Origin of the sequence: Pseudosporangium ferrugineum, assembly GCF_003002065.1 — a bacterium.
GTDB lineage: Bacteria > Actinomycetota > Actinomycetes > Mycobacteriales > Micromonosporaceae > Actinoplanes > Actinoplanes ferrugineus_A.
This window is the reverse complement of sequence record NZ_PVZG01000011.1, coordinates 104223-123566: the sequence shown is the minus strand read 5'-3', so window position 1 is coordinate 123566 and position 19344 is coordinate 104223. Positions and strand designations below refer to the sequence as shown.

18 protein-coding genes and 1 tRNA gene are annotated in these 19344 nt (G+C 70.7%); 11 read left to right on the top strand and 8 right to left on the bottom strand.

Annotated elements, in window-relative coordinates:
• Positions 1-3: 3 nt before the first annotated feature.
• Positions 4-930: a PASTA domain-containing protein gene (locus CLV70_RS23120; RefSeq protein WP_106128679.1), complete on the top strand. Its 927-nt coding sequence runs from the start codon at positions 4-6 to the stop codon at positions 928-930.
• A 353-nt stretch (positions 931-1283) separates the two neighbouring features.
• Here the strand turns inward: CLV70_RS23120 and CLV70_RS23115 are convergent, their stop codons facing one another.
• Entirely contained in the window at positions 1284-1583 is a 300-nt protein-coding gene (locus tag CLV70_RS23115) for a hypothetical protein (RefSeq protein WP_106128678.1), read from the bottom strand.
• Positions 1584-2027: 444 nt separating this feature from the next.
• On the opposite strand from CLV70_RS23115, the gene CLV70_RS23110 reads away from it, so the two are divergent.
• The 3 genes from CLV70_RS23110 to CLV70_RS23100 all read left to right on the top strand — a co-directional run bounded on the left by CLV70_RS23110 (position 2028) and on the right by CLV70_RS23100 (position 3868).
• Positions 2028-2909, top strand: a complete 882-nt coding sequence (locus CLV70_RS23110) for a helix-turn-helix domain-containing protein (RefSeq protein ID WP_106128677.1) — start codon at positions 2028-2030, stop codon at positions 2907-2909.
• On the top strand, positions 2873-3097 hold the full coding sequence (locus CLV70_RS23105; RefSeq protein ID WP_106128676.1) for a DUF397 domain-containing protein: 225 nt from the start codon (positions 2873-2875) through the stop codon (positions 3095-3097). The genes CLV70_RS23110 and CLV70_RS23105 overlap by 37 nt, the downstream gene beginning before the upstream one ends.
• 327 nt (positions 3098-3424) lie before the next feature.
• Entirely contained in the window at positions 3425-3868 is a 444-nt protein-coding gene (locus CLV70_RS23100; protein ID WP_106128675.1) for a hypothetical protein, read from the top strand.
• Between the two features lie 127 nt (positions 3869-3995).
• On the opposite strand, the gene CLV70_RS23095 is transcribed toward CLV70_RS23100, so the two are convergent.
• The 4 genes from CLV70_RS23095 to CLV70_RS23080 all read right to left on the bottom strand — a co-directional run bounded on the left by CLV70_RS23095 (position 3996) and on the right by CLV70_RS23080 (position 7271).
• Positions 3996-4676, bottom strand: a complete 681-nt coding sequence (locus tag CLV70_RS23095; RefSeq protein ID WP_245908403.1) for a hypothetical protein — start codon at positions 4674-4676, stop codon at positions 3996-3998.
• Positions 4677-4980: 304 nt separating this feature from the next.
• Positions 4981-5787 carry a WecB/TagA/CpsF family glycosyltransferase gene (locus CLV70_RS23090; RefSeq protein WP_106128833.1) on the bottom strand — a complete coding sequence of 269 codons (807 nt, stop codon included), beginning with the start codon at positions 5785-5787 and terminating at the stop codon, positions 4981-4983.
• The gene (locus CLV70_RS23085) at positions 5784-6857 is read right to left on the bottom strand and encodes an NAD-dependent epimerase/dehydratase family protein (RefSeq protein ID WP_106128673.1); all 1074 of its coding nucleotides are present in this window, start codon (positions 6855-6857) and stop codon (positions 5784-5786) included. The genes CLV70_RS23090 and CLV70_RS23085 overlap by 4 nt, the downstream gene beginning before the upstream one ends.
• Positions 6858-7188: 331 nt before the next feature.
• Positions 7189-7271, bottom strand: a tRNA-Leu gene (locus CLV70_RS23080).
• Positions 7272-7439: 168 nt separating this feature from the next.
• On the opposite strand from CLV70_RS23080, the gene CLV70_RS23075 reads away from it, so the two are divergent.
• The 7 genes from CLV70_RS23075 to pknB are packed head-to-tail and all read left to right on the top strand — an operon-like array spanning position 7440 to position 16356.
• Positions 7440-8222, top strand: coding sequence for an FHA domain-containing protein (locus tag CLV70_RS23075; protein ID WP_106128832.1), 783 nt, complete (start codon positions 7440-7442; stop codon positions 8220-8222).
• Between the two features lie 5 nt (positions 8223-8227).
• Entirely contained in the window at positions 8228-8710 is a 483-nt protein-coding gene (locus tag CLV70_RS23070; protein WP_106128672.1) for an FHA domain-containing protein FhaB/FipA, read from the top strand.
• Positions 8707-10152 (top strand): PP2C family protein-serine/threonine phosphatase, encoded by a 1446-nt coding sequence (locus CLV70_RS23065; RefSeq protein WP_106128671.1) that lies wholly within the window; start codon positions 8707-8709, stop codon positions 10150-10152. Before CLV70_RS23070 ends, CLV70_RS23065 begins: the two co-directional genes overlap by 4 nt.
• Positions 10153-10183: 31 nt before the next feature.
• Positions 10184-11689 (top strand): FtsW/RodA/SpoVE family cell cycle protein, encoded by a 1506-nt coding sequence (locus CLV70_RS23060; protein WP_106128670.1) that lies wholly within the window; start codon positions 10184-10186, stop codon positions 11687-11689.
• Complete coding sequence (locus tag CLV70_RS23055) at positions 11686-13188, top strand: peptidoglycan D,D-transpeptidase FtsI family protein (RefSeq protein ID WP_106128669.1); 1503 nt, start codon at positions 11686-11688, stop codon at positions 13186-13188. The genes CLV70_RS23060 and CLV70_RS23055 overlap by 4 nt, the downstream gene beginning before the upstream one ends.
• A 1-nt stretch (position 13189) precedes the next feature.
• Positions 13190-14542 carry a serine/threonine-protein kinase gene (locus CLV70_RS23050; protein ID WP_106128668.1) on the top strand — a complete coding sequence of 451 codons (1353 nt, stop codon included), beginning with the start codon at positions 13190-13192 and terminating at the stop codon, positions 14540-14542.
• Entirely contained in the window at positions 14539-16356 is a 1818-nt protein-coding gene (gene pknB / locus CLV70_RS23045) for a Stk1 family PASTA domain-containing Ser/Thr kinase (protein WP_106128667.1), read from the top strand. Before CLV70_RS23050 ends, pknB begins: the two co-directional genes overlap by 4 nt.
• Positions 16357-16374: 18 nt before the next feature.
• Here pknB and CLV70_RS23040 read toward each other — a convergent pair whose 3' ends face one another.
• The 3 genes from CLV70_RS23040 to CLV70_RS23030 are packed head-to-tail and all read right to left on the bottom strand — an operon-like array spanning position 16375 to position 19052.
• Entirely contained in the window at positions 16375-17025 is a 651-nt protein-coding gene (locus tag CLV70_RS23040) for an aminodeoxychorismate/anthranilate synthase component II (protein WP_106128831.1), read from the bottom strand.
• A 5-nt stretch (positions 17026-17030) separates the two neighbouring features.
• The gene (locus CLV70_RS23035) at positions 17031-17306 is read right to left on the bottom strand and encodes a hypothetical protein (protein ID WP_106128666.1); all 276 of its coding nucleotides are present in this window, start codon (positions 17304-17306) and stop codon (positions 17031-17033) included.
• Positions 17307-17315: 9 nt separating this feature from the next.
• Positions 17316-19052: a class E sortase gene (locus CLV70_RS23030; protein ID WP_245908402.1), complete on the bottom strand. Its 1737-nt coding sequence runs from the start codon at positions 19050-19052 to the stop codon at positions 17316-17318.
• Positions 19053-19344: the final 292 nt, after the last annotated feature.

Sequence of the window (19344 nt, the reverse complement as noted above, 5' to 3'; positions counted from 1 at the left end):
GCGATGTCCGACGACACCGGCGAGTACTTCCCGTTCCGCGAGGATTCCTCCGGCGGGGACGAAAGACACCCGAACGGGCGTCCCCGGACGGGGGACGACGAGCCCGACGCCACCCGCCGGATGCCGGCCACACCCGCCGGCTCCGACCGTACGGAAATGCTGCCGGCGGACCGCACGGAAATGCTGCCGGCGGACCGCACGGAAATGCTGCCGGCGGCCGGCTCCGACCGTACGGAATTGGTGTCGCCGGTCGACGACGCGACCAGGGTGACCGGCCGGGCCGACCCGACCGCGGTCCAGCCGCCGGTGCGGCCCACGGACAACTGGGCCGACGACGACCAGGTCTGGGCGGGCCGCGCCGGGGTGCGTCCGCCGCGGCCCGGCGACGATGCCACGCGTACGGACTGGGCCGCGGTGCCGGCCGACGAGCCCCGCGGCCGATGGTGGACGCCGATCGTGGTGGGGATCGTGGCGCTGCTCCTGCTGGGCGTGCTGAGCTGGGGGGTCTACCTGATCCTGCAGTCGACGTCCGGGGAGGACGACGAGACGCCCGCGCCCGTGGCCACGACCTCGGCGGCTCCGGCGCCGACGACGCAGCCGACCACCGAGGCGCCCACGACCGCGCCGACGACGACCGCGCCCTCCAGCGCGCCGGTGAGTTCACCGACCGACGTTGCGATCCCGGCGCTGCGCGGGCTGTCGCTGGACGAGGCCCGTGCGGCGCTCAACCGCAAGGGGCTGAACTACCGCCTGCGCTATGTGGCCAGCACGGAAGCACCTCCGGGAACGGTGATCGGCAGCGATCCGAGCGAGGGCCAGCAGGTCCCGGGCGACACGATCGTGAACCTGATCATCGCCGCGGAGCCGACCACGACCGCTCCCACGCCGACGACGCCGGCCCCGACGTCCGGGGGAGCGGACGAGGACTGACGGCCGGATCGAGCGGCGAGCGGACCGGCCGTGGTCGGCGGCCGGGGCGGGCGTGACGCCCGGGTGGTGCGGCCGGGCCGGGATGGGCGGCACGGCCGTGGTGATGCCCGTCGTGCGAGGTTAGGCATCGTCCGGCGGATGGTTCGGGAACCGTGTGCGGACGGGTCGGACGCAGCATGCGGCGGCCTGGGGCTGGGCGTGCGGCGGGCTGGGCGTTGCGGCGGGCTGGGCCGGGTTGGGCCGGGTTGGGCGTGCGGCTGGGCCGGGTTGGGCGTGCGCTGGGCTGCTCAACCTGCGGCTGGGCTGCTCGACGTGCGGCTGGGCTGCCCAGCGTGCGGCGACGGGCGGGTCGGTCAGCGGTTGGCGCGGAAGGCGCGGACCGGGATCGAGCCCGTCGTCATGCCCGGCTGGCGGCCGTTGCGGGTGCGCGGGTCCGGCGCCTTGCCGACCTGGCGCAGGCCGCTGACCTGCACGAAGATGGACCGGCGTTCGACGGCGTCACCCGCGGTGTTGAGTTCGTAGCCATCCAGCCAGATCCAGCCGTCGTACGTCGGCCAGTCATGGACCCGGATCACGCGGAAAATCATCGGCGATGAGAATTGGACGCTCGCCGCCTTCGTCACATGGATGACATCGCCGGACCGAGGAAGCACGTCAACTCCTGTCCTGAAAAAAGTCTCGGGGCAAAACCGATTTGCCGCACAGTACACAGATGTTCCAGTGTGCCCGGCTCGTGCGTCATCGCAAGGCTACGAAGATGCCAATCCTCGCAACAAAGCCATAACGCCGCCGTCGGCCCCCGCCAGGGCCCCGCGACTTCACAGTCCACGCAGGACATTCGGTTGGAGCCGACTCCACATTCAGCATCACGTCGATGTGGTGTCGGGCTGAGCAACGCTGAACGGAACACTAAGTGACGTCCGCCATACCGAAAGATTGCACCACACCCACCATCGATGCAAGTTGCACGTCAGCCGTCCGTGACCAAGTGATCACTGTCGACGCTTGAAGGATCAAGAGATCACCAGAGACACTGGAACCGACAAACGCCGTACGGCGGAGCATCTCGCCGTTCCGCCGCACCCCCGGAGGTACGCGTGAATCCGCGCCGCAGCCCCACCATCCGCCGCCGTCGACTCGGCGCTGAGCTGCGCAGATACCGTGACGCCGCCGGCGTGACGATAGACGCGGCGGCCGAACGCCTCGGTTGCTCACCGTCCAAAGTGTCCAGGATCGAGACCGGGCACACGAGCGCCACCCCGCGCGATGTAAAGGACATGTTGGACATTTACGGCGTGGCTGGGGCAGCCTCCGACGAATTAGTCCAGATTGCGCGCGAAGCGCGACAAAAGGGGTGGTGGCACCCGTTCAGCACGGTTCTCACCGGGGCCTATGTGGGGCTGGAGGCCGCCGCGAAATCCATCCGGGCGTACGAGCAGCAGGTGGTGCCCGGACTTCTGCAGACCGACAAGTACGCAATTGCGATGATTCGGGCCGCTCGACTGGGTGACACCGACCGAGAAATAGAGCAACGGGTACGAGTCCGCATGGCTCGCCAAGCGTTATTGATTCAGGACGATCCGATCGATCTTTGGGTGGTGCTCGATGAGGCGGTGCTGAGCCGGCCGGTCGGCGGCGACGAGGTCATGAGAGATCAATTACTCCGATTGGCCGAGATGACCCAGCTGCCGAACGTCACTCTCCAGATCCTGCCGTTCGCGGCGGGAGCCCATGCCGGCATGGACGGCACATTCGCGATCCTCGACTTTCCCGATGCCGAGGACCCGAATGTGGTGTTCGCCGAGAACGCCACCGGCGGGCTGTTCCTGGAGAAGACCGACGAACTCCGCAAGTACAACTCCATCTTCGACACCATCCGGGCGACGGCCCTCTCACCCGAGGAGTCCAGTGACATGATCAAAATGCTGGCAGAGGAGCCATTGTGGAAGTCGAGACCAAGGGTTTCCGGATCGATCTGAGCCGCGCTCAGTGGTTCAAGAGCACGCGCAGCGGCCCCAACTGCGACAACTGCGTCGAGGTGGCGTTCGTGGACGAGGCCATCGCGGTCCGTGACTCGAAGAACCCGACGGGACCTGCCCTGATCTTCACCGTCGACGAGTGGGACGCGTTCGTGGGCGGTGCCAAGGACGGCGAGTTCGACCTCTAGGACGCCGCCGCCTACGCACGAGGCAAGACCCGACGGCCGCCGCCGACCCCGACGGCGGCCGTCCTGCATCCCGTCGCCCCGCCGACAGTTGCCCCGCCGGCAGGTCGCCCCCGGCGGTTGCCTCGGCGGCAGTCGCCTCGCCTGCCGCTCTGCCGGTCACATTTCGGCTGATTTGCGCCGTCGCTCGGTGGGGACTCTCCTCGTTGAACGCCTTAAGCGCGGGCCGGACCGCGCCGGCGTACCGCTGTTTGCCCGTACGGCTGACCGTCCCCCTCGCGTGACGGTGCGGGCAGAGCCAACTCAACGAGCGAGGCAAGGCGAGATCAGATGACGATTGGTTCCGACAACCTGGGCAACGGGTCCTCGACGGCACAGGACCGGTTCAGCGGCGGCGTGAGCGCGTACCGGCAGAACCGGCGGGAGGCGCTGGCTTCGGAGGACGGCGAGCTGGTGGCGCGGGGCAGCGGCCCGAGCCTGTCCTCGTCGGGGCTGCCGACCCGTACCCCGATCGAGCCGACCAGTGCGCTGGACCGGGCGGCGAAGCTGCCGTCCCTCGACATGCAGGGCCTCACCGAGCCGGTGTTCCCGTCGGGCGGCTGGGTCGACGCCGCGCCGTCGCAGTCGATGGCGGACCACCCGCTGCTCCGCGGCCTGCTGCTGGAGTTGCCGGCCCGCGGCACCATGCCGCCGTCGGAGTGGCTGGACCGGTGGTTCGAGGCGGCCCGGTCGATCCTCGAGCTGCTCTACGTCCAGGAAGCCAAGCGCCAGTAAGTGCGCCCGGCCCGGTGGGCCGCCGTGGCGGCGGCGGTCCACCGGCTCCGCCCCGGTCCGGCAGCCCGGTCCGGCAGGGTCCGGCAGCCCGGTCCGGGCAGTCCCGGTCCGGCGGTGGGCGTGAGTGTTACGCCGCCAGGTCGACCTCGTGGGTGGCGGGCTTCGCGGGAGCCGTCGGCTCCTCGGGGAGCATCACGTACGCCTCGGAGCGGGACACCGCCGCCGGGCGGGCGCGGAGGCGTCCGCGGGTGAGGGGAGCCAGCACCGCGAGGTTCAGGCGGCTGTGCCGGACCACGTGCCGGACGGCCAGGGCCAGCACCACGACCGCGGTCACGGTGATGACGATGCCCGCGACGCTCGCGCCCGGCACCTCGATGAGGCCGGCGGCGATGGGTACGCCCGCGAGCGCGGCCAGCCCGGTCACCTGCAGCGGCGTGGCGACCAGCGGGTGCGCGGCCGCGGCCACCAGCGCGGGCGGTGCCGGGGCGAGCGGGGCGGTGGCGAAGGCGGCGGCACCGCGGCGGATCTGGGTCAGCCGGCGCGCTGTCACCGTTACCACCACGAGGGCAGGGATGGACGCGAGCAGGGCGGCGGTGGAGGCCGCGGACTCGCCGGGAAGCAGGCTGGTCAGCAGCGGCACGGCGAGGAACACCGCGACGCCCGCACCGACCAGCGCGGACAGCGCCCGGGCGCGGCGCCGGAGCTCCCGGGCCGTACGGGCGACCGGAAGCGCATCGGCGAGCAGCCCGGCGGTGAGCCAGACCGCGGCGAGAGCGCCGATGAGGATGAGGTCCGTCGTGGTGTTCACATCGACAGCCTTCACCAATGACGCAACCCGCAGAACCGGGATATCACCGGAGCGGTGACCCGTAGGGGTGGGGGCGGTGACTCGACGCTTGCACCCGGCTACGGCATGCACTCATTCCAATGGGCGAAGCGGACAATGCCCTCTGTTGTGATCGTGACGAGTGTCCTAATGTCGGGTGCCAGACGTCCCGGTGCATCGATCTTTTTTGTCACGACGTGCGCCGCTTGCCGGGATGACGGGCTCGACCTGGGGAGGTCGGCCGGGACCCCGCTCGACACGGCGGGGTTCCGGCACCACCGGACGGTCAGACCGCGAACGTACGGACCGGCTCGCTCGTCGGCGCCGGCGGCTTCGCCTTCCACAGGCCCGTCTTCTGCGCGACGAGGCGGGAGACGTAGGCGGGGTTCAGCAGCACGTAGCGCTTCCACAGCCGCTTGGGCTCGAGCCCGAGGCGCCACAGCCACTCGAGCGAGTACTTCTGCATCCACGGCGGCGGGTTCTTGAGCAGGCCCGCGTGGTAGTCGAAGGCCGCCCCGACGGCGAGCAGCGGCATGTCCAGGTGCGGGCGCATCGCGTACGCCCAGATCTCCTGCCGGGGGCAGCCCAGGCCGACCAGGACGAGGCGCGCGCCGGAGGCCTTGATCCGGTCGGCGATCTCCACGTCCTCGCCGGGGTGGTTCGCGCGGAACTTGGACGCCTCGACGCCGGCGATCTTCAGCGCCGGGAACATCCGCTCCAGCGCCGGGATCAGCTTGTCGAGCGTCGGCTGGGTCGACCCGTACAGGTAGACCGGCAGGCCCTCGGCCGCCGCCTGGCGCAGAACCCGCAGCGTCAGCTCCGGGCCGTAGACCCGGTCGGTCAGGCCGGCGTGGTGGACCAGGTTCAATGCTCCGCGTACGGGCTGACCGTCGGGCGTCACCAGGTCGAACGAGTTCAGCCGGGCGTTGTGTGCCTTGTCCTGGACGCCGGTCATCACGCCGTGCACGGCCAGGGCGGTCACCGCGTACGGCCGGCGCTCGCGGGCCGCCTCGATGATCCTCTCGGTCGCCGCGTCGTAGTCGACGGCGTCGACCAGCACGCCGAGCACGTTGCGCTTGCCCTGGTCGATCATGACGCGGGGACCCACTTGTCGACGTTGGCCTCGTAGATCTCCTGGAGGATCATCGGCACGTCGTATACCTGCTTCCACTCCGGGTAGTCGGCCTGGAAGGCGGCCATCGAGCCGATCCACCACTGGTGGTCGCCGACGCGGTTCTCGTCCACGTACTCGGTGATCATCTCGGTGCCGCTGATCTTCGCCGCGATCGCGAACGCCTCGAGGTTGGAGCAGTTCGAGTGGCGTCCGCCGCCGAGGTTGTAGACCTTCGCCGAGCCGGGGTTGCGGAAGAAGGCCTCGAACGCGCTCAGCACGTCGTGGCTGTGGATCGCGTCGCGGACCTGCTTGCCCTTGTAACCGAAGATCCGGTACGTGCGCCGTTCCATGTTCGCGCGCATCACGTACCCGAGGAAGCCGTGCAGTTCGGTCGCGGAGTGGGCCGGGCCGGTGAGCGTGCCGCCGCGGAAGATCGCCGTCTTCATCCCGAAGTAGCGGCCGTACTCCTGCGCCATGACGTCCGCCGCGACCTTGGACGCGCCGAAGATCGAGTGCAGGCAGTTGTCGATCGACATGTCCTCGGTGATGCCGTCGTAGTAGGGGTGCGCGGGATCGAGCTCCCAGCGCGTCTCCTGCTCGACGAGCGGCAGCCGGTTGGGGGTGTCGCCGTACACCTTGTTGGTGGAGCAGTGCAGGAACGGCGCCTCGATGCAGTGCTCGCGGGTGTTCTGCAGCATCGTGAGCGTGCCGCCGGCATTCACGTCGAAGTCCGTGTACGGGTCCCGTACGGCCCAGTCGTGCGACGGCTGCGCCGCGGTGTGGATCACGACGGCGATGTCCTTGCCGTACCGCTTGAAGATCCGCCCGACCGCGTCCCGGTCCCGGATGTCGACCCCGTGGTGCTCGTACGCCGACCCCAGCTCAGAGCTCAGCCGCTGCACGTTCCACGCGGTCGAGGCCTCCGCCCCGAAGAACTCCTGCCGCATGTCGTTGTCGATCCCGACCACGTCGAGCCCCAGCCCGGCAAAGTGCCGCACCGCCTCCGACCCGATGAGACCACCCGATCCGGTTACCAGAGCAACGGCCACGAGCGAACACCCCAGACCCCTCGACACCAAAAAAACCGACCGCGAGCATAACGCCCGATCCCACAGCCCTCTCAGCCCAGGCAAGAGCGCCGCCCCACCCGCCACGCCCGAGCCGACCTACCGCCACGCCCGAGCTGACTCACCGCCACGCCCAGGTTCGACGGTAACCATCACCCCTGGGGTGCCCACCGCCACGCCCGGTTTGAGGGCAACCGACTCTCCTGGGGTGCCCACCGCAACGCGGGGTCTCCGGGGGCTCGGCCCCCGGAGCAGAAAGAAAGAGCGACCCCTGCCCCGCGCTGTCCGCGGGCAGAGGTCGCCTGGTCGCTCGTGGGGATGGGGGGAGTTGAACCCCCACGTCCTTTCGGACACACGGACCTGAACCGTGCGCGTCTGCCATTCCGCCACATCCCCGTGGCACTGCGTTAGCCGGAACAGATTACGCTGTCCCTCGTTACATCGCGAGCAGGTACTGCCCTTGACGCCAGGGAAGATTAGCACGGCGTCGAGGGCCGCCATACGAGGGTCAGGAGCGACCGGCCGCTCGTCGCAGAGATGCACAAGCGGCGGCCGGATACCATCATGTCCTCGGAACCCGAGGAGGAGCCGGTGAGCGTGCTGCAGCGCTTTGAGAAGCGATTGGAAGGCCTGGTCGAGGGGGCCTTCGCGAAGGTGTTCAAGGGTGTCGTGCACCCGGTGGAGATTCTGAATGCCATGCAGCGGGAGGCCGAGGCACACAAGGCTATCCTCGCCGGTGGCCGGACTCTCGTGCCGAATCGCTACGTGATCGATCTCTCGCCGTACGACCACAGCAGGCTGGCGCCGTATGCCGCCGCGCTGGCCCAGGAGCTGGCCCAGTCGCAGGCGGAGTTCATCGGCGAGCAGGCCTGGACGGTCTACGGCGATGTGATCGTGGAGATCGAGCGGGGCGACGGGCTCGACACGGGCATGTTCCGGGTCACGGCGGAGGTGTACACCGGCGGCGAGGTCGCCCCGGTGCAGCAGCCGGCGTACGACGCCCAGCCCGCCTATTCGCCGTACGACCAGCAGCCGGGCGGCTATCAGCAGCACGGGCACAACGGGCGCAACGTCGGCCTGGTGTCCGGCGACGGGCGCACGTACCCGCTGCAGATGGGCTCGACCGTGATCGGCCGCGGCGATCAGGCGAATCTGCGGCTGCCGGATGTCGGCATCTCGCGCCGCCACGCCCGGCTGGACTACGACGGCAGCCAGGTGGTGCTGACCGATCTCGGTTCGACCAACGGAACCATGGTCAACGGCCAGCGCGTGTCCGCCGTGGCGCTGAACCCGGGCGACATGATCCAGCTGGGTACGACCACGTTGACGTTCCGAGTGGACGGCTAAGCACCTTGCCCGAATTCGTCCTCACCGTCGCCCGCTTCGGGTTCCTCATCCTGCTGTGGATCTTCGTGTTCACGGTGGTCGGGGTCATCCGGAAGGATCTTTTCGCCGGCGTCCGGTCCAAGAGCATCGTCGCCACGCCTCGCGGGGTCGGCGGGGTGATGGCTCCTGGCCGGCCGGCGAAGGCGAAGCGCGGCAAGTCGGCGCGGCAGCTCGTCGTGACGGCCGGTCAGCTGGCCGGCACCCGGATCACTCTCGGTGAGGCACAGATCACCATAGGGCGTGCTGAGGATTCGACGCTGGTCATCACCGATGACTTCGCGTCGGCGCGGCACGCCCGGCTCGTGCCGCGTGACGGCCAGTGGTTCGTCGAGGATCTCGGCTCGACGAACGGCACCTATCTCGATCGCGGTAAGGTCTCCGGACCTACTCCCGTCCCCCTTGGCGTGCCGATCCGGATCGGCCGCACTTCTCTCGAGTTACGGCCATGACCCTGACCCTGCGCTACGCCGCCCAGAGTGACCGCGGTCTGATCCGAGACGGAAACCAGGATTCCGTCTACGCCGGACCGCGGCTGCTTGCCGTCGCCGACGGCATGGGCGGCATGGCCGCCGGTGACGTCGCCAGCAATATCGTCATCGCCGCCATGGCGCCGCTCGACGAGGACGTGCCGGGCGATGCGCTCGTGGACGCCTTGCGGCACGCCGTCGGGACGGCCAATCAGCAGTTGCGGGACACCGTGGACGCCAATCCCCACCTGGAGGGGATGGGTACGACCCTGACCGCGGTGCTCTTCTCCGGCAGCAAGATCGGCATGGTGCACATCGGGGACTCCCGCGCGTACATGCTTCGCCACGGAGAGTTCTCGCAGATCACCAAGGACGACACGTACGTTCAGATGCTCGTCGACGAGGGCCGGATCAGCCCGGAGGAGGCGAGCAGCCACCCGCAGCGGTCGCTGCTCACCCGCGCCCTCGACGGCCGCGACATCGACCCGGAGTATTCGGTACGCCAGGTGCTCAAGGGCGACCGTTACCTGATCTGCAGCGACGGTCTCTCCGGTGTGGTGAGTGCGGAAACCATCGGCGAGAGCATGCGGGACATCCCGGACCCGCAGGTGTGCGTGGAACGGCTCGTGCAGCTGGCGCTCCGCGGCGGCGGTCCGGACAACATCACCGTGGTGGTCGCCGACGCCACCGACGCGGACATCGTCGAGCAGGCACCGATCGTCGGCGGCGCGGCCGCCCGCGACCGCGGCAACTCGACCGTGGCGGACAGTTCCAGCGCGGCGGCCCGTGCGGCGGCCCTGCAGGCACCTCCGCGCCCGGCCCAGCCCGAGGGGCCCGCCTACGAGCGCGAGGACCCGGAGCCGCCGCCCAAGCGGCACCCGGTCCGCACCAGCCTCCTCGTCCTGCTGCTCCTCGCCGTGCTCGGCGGCGGCCTGTGGAGCGGCTGGAAGTACACCCAGGATCAGTATTACGTCGGCGCCACGGAGCAGGGCCAGCTGGCCATCTTCCGCGGCGTGCCGGGCCAGATCGCCGGCCTCGACCTGTCGAGCGTCAACGAGACCAGCGCCGCACGCCTCGACGATCTGACCACGGTCGCGCAGGACCGGGTCAAGCAGGGCATCCACGCCGACAGCAGGACCGACGCCCAGCGCCGGTTGCTCGAGCTGACCAGCGAGGACGCGTCCAACCCCAACCTCAAGCCGGTGTGCGCGCCCAGCAGCGCGCCGCCGTCCGCCGGGCCGACCGGTCCCACGACTCCGCCGACCGGGCGGACCACACCGCCCTCCGGGAAGACGACGCCCCCCACCCGGGGCACCGCCTCCCGGGCGCCCGAAACCGCGCCCGCCTCCACGCCGGACGCCCAGCCTTCGGACCCGAACCCGCCGGTCACCAGCGACCCGGTCGGGTGCCGGCCCGTCGACTGAGCGCCGCCCGACCGAAGTCTGGGGACTCTTCTTGACCGCGCCCGCCCTCCCGGCTCCCACACCCGCCACCACGGGTGAGATGCCGCGCGTCCCGGGCACGAGGACGGGACGCAACGCGGAGCTGGGTCTGCTCCTGTTCGCGATGGTGATCGTGGCCCTCTTCGGCGCCACGGCGGAGATCAACCAGCTCGACAAGCTGTCCTCGTCGTTCTGGGTTCCGGCGGCGCTGCTGACCGTTCTGTTCGTCGGGCTCCACCTGGTCGTCCGCTTCCGGGCGGTATACGCGGACCCGGTGCTGATCCCCGCGGTCGCACTGATCAACGGCCTGGGCGTCGCCTTCCTGCGGCGCATGGACCTCGAACGCGCCATCGCCCGCAAGGAGCCCATCCCCGGGATCTTCGGTGCGGTGGGCGGCCGGCAGCTCATGTGGACGCTCTTCGCGCTGATCCTGGCGGCGCTGCTGCTGGTGATCGTCCGCGACCACAAGACCGTCTCGCGGTATGCGTACACGCTGGGCCTGGTCGGTATCGTCCTGGTGATGATCCCGGCGGTCCTGCCGGCATCGATCTCCGAGGTCAACGGCGCCCGCCTGTGGATCCGGATCGGCTCCTTCTCGATCCAGCCGGGTGAGTTCGCGAAGTTGGCGCTGGTGTCGTTCTTCGCGTACTACCTGGTTCGCAAGCGCGAGGTGCTGTCGCTGGCCAGCCGCCGGTTCCTCGGCATCGACTTCCCCCGCGGCCGGGACCTCGGCCCGGTCGTCACGGTGTGGCTGCTCTCACTGCTGGTCCTCGTCTTCGAGAAGGACCTCGGTACGGCGCTGCTCTACTTCGGCCTCTTCGTCGTGACCCTGTACGTCGCCACCGAGCGTGCCAGCTGGCTGATCATCGGCCTGCTCATGTTCTTCGGCGGCGTCTACGTGGCGTACCTGCTGGGCGCCTCGGTGGGCGGCCCGTTCGCCAACTTCTACGACCGCGCCTCGGTCTGGCTCGACCCGTTCGCCGACAAGTTCTACAACCGGGAGTTCGGCGGCAGCTACCAGCTCGTCCAGGGCCTGCTCGGCCTGGGCACGGGCGGCCTGTTCGGTTCGGGGCCGGGTGGAGGCTCGCCCTGGATCGTGCCCGAGGTGCGCACCGACTTCATCTTCGCCGGCCTCGGCGAGGAGATCGGCCTCTTCGGCCTGTCCGCGCTGCTCGTGTGCTACCTGCTCATCGTCGAGCGGGGGCTGCGCGCGGCGCTGGCCGTACGCGATTCGTTCGGCAAGCTGGTCGCCGGCGGCCTGGCCTTCACCCTGGGGTTGCAGGTCTTCGTCATCCTGGGTGGCATCACGGGCCTGATCCCGCTGACCGGGCAGACCACGCCGTTCCTGTCCGCCGGTGGCTCGTCGCTCATGGCGAACTGGCTGCTCGTCGCCATGCTGCTGCGGATCTCCGACGCGGGCCGCAAACCCGCGACGGGCGGGCCGGCGGTGCAGGCCGGCGGCCCCAAGCAGCCACCCGCACAGTTGCACGGCGCCATGACGGAGGTGATCAAGCCGTGAACGCTCCCCTGCGCAAGGCCGGCGTGGTCATCCTCGTCCTGTTCGGGCTGCTCTTCGCCAACCTCAACTGGGTTCAGGCGTACAAGGGCGACGAATACCGCACGACCGACCGCAACGGCCGGGTCCGGGTCGCCGAGTACGAGATCCCCCGCGGCGTCATCGAGGCCGGTGGGCAGGCCCTGGCGGAGAGCAAGGCCACCGACGGCGAGCTCAAGTTCCTCCGCGTCTACCCGGAGAAGCAGGTGTACGCCCCGATCGTCGGCTACAAGCCGGTAGGCGGCGCCGAGGTCGGCATCGAGCGCAGCGAGGACGAGTTCCTCTCCGGCGCCAGCGACAAGCTCTTCGCCGACCGGATCAGCGCCATGTTCACCGGCGAGGAGCCGGCCGGCGGCAACGTCGTGCTCTCGATCAAGCCGAAGGCGCAGGAAGTCGCCTGGAAGCAGCTGACGAACAACGAGCGCGGCGCGAAGAAGGGTTCCGCGGTCGCGATCGACCCGCGTACGGGTGCGATCCAGGCGCTGGTGACCATGCCCAGCTACGACCCGAACCCGCTGGCCAGCCACGACGACAAGGTGTCGGGGGCGGCGTACAAGAAGCTCAACGAGGACAAGGACAAGCCGCTGCTCAACCGGGCGACGTCCGAGAACTACCCGCCCGGCTCGACGATGAAGGTCATCATCGCGGCGGCGGCGCTGAAGAACGGCTACACGCAGAGCAGCGAGATCCAGGCCGGCCCGGAGTACATCGCGCCGGGCTCCGGCGCCCCGATCCGCAACGCCGAGGCGGAGACCTGCCCGTCGAGCAAGGTGACGCTCAAGGAGGCGCTGACCGACAGCTGCAACACCGGCTTCGCGCGCCTCGGCGTCGAGCTGGGCGGCGACAAGGTCAAGAAGGAGGCCCAGGCCTGGGGCTTCGAGCAGGAGGACCTCACCATCGGCAGCCTCCGCGACGGCGGCCTGCCGGTCACCGCGAGCCGCACCGGCGCCATGCAGAACGCGGACGGCAGCATCGACCAGGCCGCCCTCGCCCAGTCGTCGATCGGGCAGAGGGAAGTCCGGATGACCACCGTGCAGGGCGCGCTGATGGCCGCGACCGTCGCCAACGGCGGCCGTCAGATGCGCCCGTACCTGGTGCAGCAGGAGCTCAGCCCGGACCGCCGGCCGATCTACAACGCCGACCCGACGACCCTGCGGACGCCGATCGACAGCAAGGTGGCCGGTGATCTCAAGGAGATGATGGTCAGCGTCGTCGAGAACGGCACCGGCAAGCGGGCGCAGATCGACGGGTACGAGGTCGGCGGCAAGACCGGCACCGCGCAGAACGCCGAGGGCGCCGACCCGCACGGCTGGTTCGTCGGCTTCGCGTTCAACGACAAGGGACAGCCCGTCTCGGCGGTCTGCGTCATGCTGGAGAACGTGTCCGGCGGTCACGCGAGCGCCGAAGCCGCCCGCATCGCCGGGAAGATCATGAAGGCCGCGGCCGGCGGGGGAGGGGACTGACATGATCAGCCCTGGGGTGACCCTCGGTGGCCGGTACCGCCTGGACGAGCGCATCGCCGGCGGCGGCATGGGCGACGTGTGGCGCGGCACCGACGAGGTGCTCGGCCGTACGGTCGCGGTCAAGATCCTGTTGCCGGCCCTGCTGGACGAGCCGGGGTTCGCCGAGCGGTTCCGCGGCGAGGCCCGGACCATGGCGACCATCAACCACCCCGGCGTGGTGGACGTCTACGACTACGGCAGCGACCAGCAGCTCGCCTTCCTGGTGATGGAGTACGTCGAGGGCGACGCGCTCTCCCGCACGCTCAGCCGGGTCGGCCGCCTCACCCCCGCGCGCACCATGGCGCTCGTGGCCCAGGCGGCGGACGCGTTGCAGGCCGCCCACGCGAACGGGATCGTGCACCGGGACGTCAAGCCGGGCAACCTTCTCGTACGCCCGAACGGCACGCTGGTCCTCACCGACTTCGGCATCGCCCGTTCCGCGCTCGTCGGCCAGCTCACGGTCGCCGGCTCGGTCCTCGGCACCGCCTCCTACATCTCTCCCGAGCAGGCATCCGGGGCGGTGGCCACCGCCGCCTCCGACGTGTACGCGCTCGGCGTGGTCGCGTACCAGTGCCTGTCCGGGCACCGGCCGTTCGACGGTGCGACGCCGATCGAGATCGCGATGAAGCACGTACGCGACTCGCCGCGCCCGCTGCCGGCCGACATCCCGCCCGCGGTCCGGGCGATCGTCGACCGGGCGATGGCCAAGGACCCGGGCGCCCGCTGGCCCACGGCGTCCGCGATGGCCTCCGTCGCGCGGCAGGCCGCGTCGTCGCTGACCACGCAGGTGCATCAGCCGGCCGTCAACGGCGCCGGCCAGCAGGGACGCCCGATGTCCGGCGGACCGGCCGTGAACCGTCCGCAGTCCGGCGGCCCCTCGGTCGCCAACCGGCCGCATTCCGGCGCGCCCACGTCCGGCCCCACCGGGCACCCGAACGCCGGACAGGCCCGGCCGCCGTATCCGCCGGTGCCCCGGCCCGTGTCCGGCGGCCAGGGTGCGCGCGGCGCGGCCTCGGTGCCGCCGCTGCAGCAGCCGTACCGGCACCCCTCGGCCCCGCCGATGCAGCACCCGGCGATGACCCCCGGCAAGCAGAGCGACAATTCGGGCGGGCGGCAGGTCCTGATCGTGCTGGCCGTGGTGCTGGCGCTGCTCGTCCTGCTCTGCGCCGGCGTGATCTCGTTCCTCCTCAAGGAGGGCAACACCGCCATGGGCGCGACCGAACCGTACACGGCGTCGTCGTCGTACCGTCTTACGAAGCAGGCTGGCGCCCCGCACAGCCCGAACCCCGCGACCGAAGGACGACAGACGTTATGACGGCGCAGGCCCGCCTGCTGGGTGGCAGGTATCAGGTCGGCGAGCTGCTCGGATACGGCGGCATGGCCGAGGTGCACCGGGGTCGCGACCTCCGGCTCGGCCGCGACGTGGCCATCAAGATGCTGCGGTCGGATCTCGCCCGCGACGCCACCTTCCAGGAGCGGTTCCGGCGCGAGGCGCAGAACTCGGCGGCCCTGAACCACCCGGCGATCGTTGCCGTCTACGACACCGGCGAGGAGACCTCGTCGACCGGTGAGCGTCAGCCGTTCATCGTCATGGAGTTCGTGAACGGCCGGACGCTCAAGGAGGTGCTCGCGGCCGAGCAGCGACTACAGACCCGCAAGGCCCTCGAGATCATCGCCGACATCTGCGCCGCCCTCGAGTTCAGCCACCGGCACGGGATCATCCACCGCGACATCAAGCCCGGCAACGTGATGATCACGCAGAACGGGCAGGTCAAGGTCATGGACTTCGGCATCGCCCGGGCCCTGGCCAGTGGCGCGACGACGATGACACAGACCAGTGCGGTCATCGGTACGGCGCAGTACCTCTCCCCGGAGCAGGCCCGCGGCGAGTCGGTCGACGCCCGCTCCGACGTGTACGCGGCCGGCTGCGTGCTCTTCGAGCTCCTCGTCGGACACCCGCCCTTCGTCGGCGACAGCCCGGTGAGCGTGGCGTACCAGCACGTCCGCGAGGACCCGAAGGCGCCCAGCGACATCGTCCGCGAGGTGCCGCCGGACGTCGACGCGATCGTCCTCAAGGCGCTGGCGAAGAACCCGATCAACCGCTACCAGAGCGCGCAGGAGATGCGCGCGGACGCCCTGCGCGCCGTCTCCGGCCGTCCCGTCATGGCGACCCCGGTGATGACCGAGGCCGAGACCATGGCCATGACCGGCGGCCCGATGCGCCAGGCGCCGACCGCGACCACGCGCGCCATCCCCGCCGGGGCCCGGGGCCCGGTCGGCCCGCCGCCGCAGGAGCGCAGGACGTCCTCCTGGGTCATGGCCGTCCTCGCGGCGCTCGGCGTGCTCGCCGTGATCGCCCTCGGCATCGGCCTCGCCCTGGCCAACAACAAGGACGACACGCCCGACCCGGTCAAGCAGGCGGCCGTGCCGAAGGTCACGAACCTGTCCGAGAAGGACGCCCGGGACAGGCTCACCGCGGCCGGCTTCTCCAAGGTCGTGCTCGGTACGCCCGAGGAGACCCAGGACTGCAAGGACACGGTCAAGAGCCAGAGCCCCCAGCCGAACGAGACGGTTCCGGTCGACCGCACCATCACCCTGGTGATGTGCCAGAGCCCGGAGACCTCCCGCGTGCCGACCGGCTTGGTCGGCGGCTCGGAGGACGCGGCCAGGGACGCGCTGGCCGCCCGGGGCTTGAAGATCAACGTCGACCGGGTGGACAACATCGCCGACGAGGGCGACGTGGTCTCCGTCGAGGACGAGGGCAAGGTGGTCGACCGCGGCACGACGATCACCGTGAAGGTGTCCCGCGGCAACCTCCACGAGATCCCGGACGTGACGGGCCAGCCCTTCGAGGTCGCCAAGGCCCGGCTGGAGGATCGCGGCTTCACCAACATCGTGCGGGAAGAATCCAACCAGGACGGCGTTCCCGGCACGGTCGTCGAGCAGACCCCCGGCCCCAAGCAGCAGCGTTCGTCCTCGACGAAGATCACGCTGACCGTCATCGCGGCGGAGGTGCCGGACCCGGACGGCTCGGGTACGCCCGACCCGGGCGGCACCACGACGCCGCCGGGCAGTGAAGGCGGCACCGGTGGCACCGGCGTCGGCGGCATCCTCGGCCGCAACAACTAGCCGGAGCCGGGCCCCTCGCTACGTGGTGGCGAACGCGGAGCGGCGGCGGGTCTCGACCTCGGCCGCCAGCTCCGGCGCGCGGTCCCGGGCCTCCGGCAGCCCGCACGCCGCCAGCCAGTTCGCCAGCATGGTGTGGCCTCCCTCGGTCAGCACCGACTCGGGGTGGAACTGGACGCCCTCGATCGGCAGCGTGCGGTGCCGCATCGCCATGACCACGCCGGACCCGGTCCAGCCGGTCACCTCGAGCTCGTCGGGCAGGGTGTCCGGCACGACCGCCAGCGAGTGGTAGCGCGTCGCCGTGAACGGGTCGGGGAGGCCGGCCAGCACGCCCTCGCCCTTGTGCTGCACCGACGACGTCTTGCCGTGCAGCAACTCCGGGGCACGGGTCACCGTCGCGCCGAACGCCGCACCGATCGCCTGGTGGCCCAGGCAGACGCCGAAGAGGGGAAGCTTTCCCGCGTACGCGCGGATGACGTCCATCGTGATGCCGGCGCGTTCGGGCGTACCCGGTCCGGGTGAGAGCAGGACCCCCGCGGCGCCGAAGCCGCCGACGTCGGCGACCGAGATTTCGTCGTTGCGCCGCACTTCGCACTCGGCGCCGAGCTGACCGAGGTACTGGACCAGGTTGAACACGAACGAGTCGTAGTTGTCGATCACGAGGATGCGCACGGCGGTCACCTGGGGCTCGCGGACGGGTCGGGGTCGTTCGTGTGCTGGTCGTACGGGATCTCGTCGGGCCCCAGCACACTCTCGTCGCCGGGCACCACCGAGTCGGGGCCCTGCTGCTCGGTGCCCGTGCCGACCTGCACGTCGTCGAAGGGCAGCAGCGGGGTCGCCCACGGGAAGACGACGTACCAGAGCAGCGCGCCGACCGTGGCGATCAGCACGAGCGAGCCGGTGAGCTTGCCCCACAGGCCGAAGGGCAGTTTGCGCCAGATCCAGGCGTACACGGGACTTTCCTACGCCTTCTTCTTGATGTCCGCGGGCCGGCCGGCGTCGGGCAGCTTCGGGTCCCGCTTGACGGTCTCCACCAGCTCGGCGTGCACGATCAGCCGCTGATAGTTGTTGAACTTCGGGTTGCACGTCGTCAGCGTCAGCATCGCCTTCGTCGGCTTCTTCCCCGGCTGACCCGGTACGGGCGCCACGACCTCGATCTGGGTGGGCCGCACGACCTCGCTGCTGCTGACCTTGTAGACGTACCAGTTGCTGCGCGTCTCCACCCCGATCACATCGCCGGGGTGCAACTCGTCCAGCCGCCAGAAGATCTTGCGGATGCGGTGCCCGGCGACGGAGAAGTTACCGATCTTGCCCGGCTTGGCCGACTGCGGATAGTGCCCGGGCGCGTACCGGATGTCGTGCGGCTCCACGCCGTCGACCACCACCCAGTTCATCCCCAGCTTCGGGATGTAGAGCCGCCCCACCAGATCCTTGCCCGGCGCGGCGGGCGCGGCCTTGCTCGGCCCCGTACTCGGCGCCACCGTCGGATCGTTCCACTGCTCGTCCAGCTGGTTGGCCAGGGTGTCCTGCTCGTCCTCCACCTTCGCCGAGTTGCCGAACACCTCGTACCCGGCGAACAACAGCACGATCAGGCCGAACGTGATCATCAGCTCGCCGGACACCCGGACCCCGGTCCGGATCCGCGAACCGAGAGTCGGCCGGGTCAGCTCCGAATACACGCTCTTGTAGCCCTCGCCGGTCTGCTCGGGGCGCAGCTTGACAACCTTCTCGCCGCGCTTCGGCTTCGTCTCCTCCGCCGGCTCGTCACCACCGCCGTCCCGGGCCGCCGCCGCTGCCGCGGCCACGGAAGCAGCCCCGACGGCATCACCCTTGTCCTTCACGGCGGGCCGCACCGGCTTGGCATCATCCTTCTTCCGTACGGCGGGAAGCAGCCCGGTAGGAGCATCAGCAGTCCGGATCACCGCGGTGGCGGACGGATCCTGCCCCGCCGCCTGAGCAGCCACGGGCAACTGCTCCGCACCGCGCCGCTCAGCCCCCCGCCGCCGCTGCGCTCCGTCCCGCCGATCGGCGAGCGGGGGCAGATCGCCGTCACCCCGCCGAAGGTCGCTGTGCGGAAGCAACTCACCCTCATCGGGCCGCCGCAGGCCGTCCTGGCGCAGGTCGCCGCCGAACTCGCGACCTTGACGAGGGTCGGCCCCCTGGCGCAGGCCGGTTTCCTGGCGCGGGCCAGCTTCCTGGCGCATGTCGGCTTCTTGGCGCGGGCCGGCGGCCGGTGCGGAGGTCGGCGCGGATCGGGCGGGGCTGCGGTCGGCCCACGCGCCGGTGTCGCTGGCGCCGGTCCAGGCGTGCTCCTCGCCCCAGCCGTTGTTCTCCCGCGACCCCGACCAACCGTCGGCCGGACCGGACCAGGTGTCAGCGGGCCCACTCCAGGCCCCTGCCAGATCGGCCCGCCCGGCCAGATCGGCCCGCCCGGCCAGATCGGCCCGCCCGGCCAGATCGGCCCGCCCGGCCGGCGCGGCAGCGGCCCAGGCTCCGGTGCGGTCGGCTCCGGGCTCACGCCAAGCATCCGCGGCGGCCCCCGGGTGGCCGTGCGGACGAGCCTCCGCGTGCTCACCGGGCCAGGCGGCCGTCCGCTGCGGGGCGGCGTCGCGCAGCGACGGCACGATCGCGGTCGGCTCGGCGAGCCCGGCATGGTCGGCGGGACGCCCCGACGGACCGGCGCTCGGAGATCCGCCCACACCCGACCCGGCCGCGACGGCATGCGGCGGAATGCCAGCAGCCGACGGCCGACCGGCGGCATACGGCGCGGCACTCGGAGGCGCGGCGGCATACGGCGCCGGACCCGGTGGCGCAGCGACCGGCGGTGGCGTGGCGGCGAAGGGTGGTGCGGCGACCGGCGGTGGCGCAGCGACGGAGGGTGGTGCGGCGACCGGCGGTGGCGCAGCGACGGAGGGTGGTGCGGCAGCCGACGGTGGCGTGGCGGCGAAGGGTGGTGTGGCGACCGACGGTGGCGCAGCGCCGAAGGGCGGT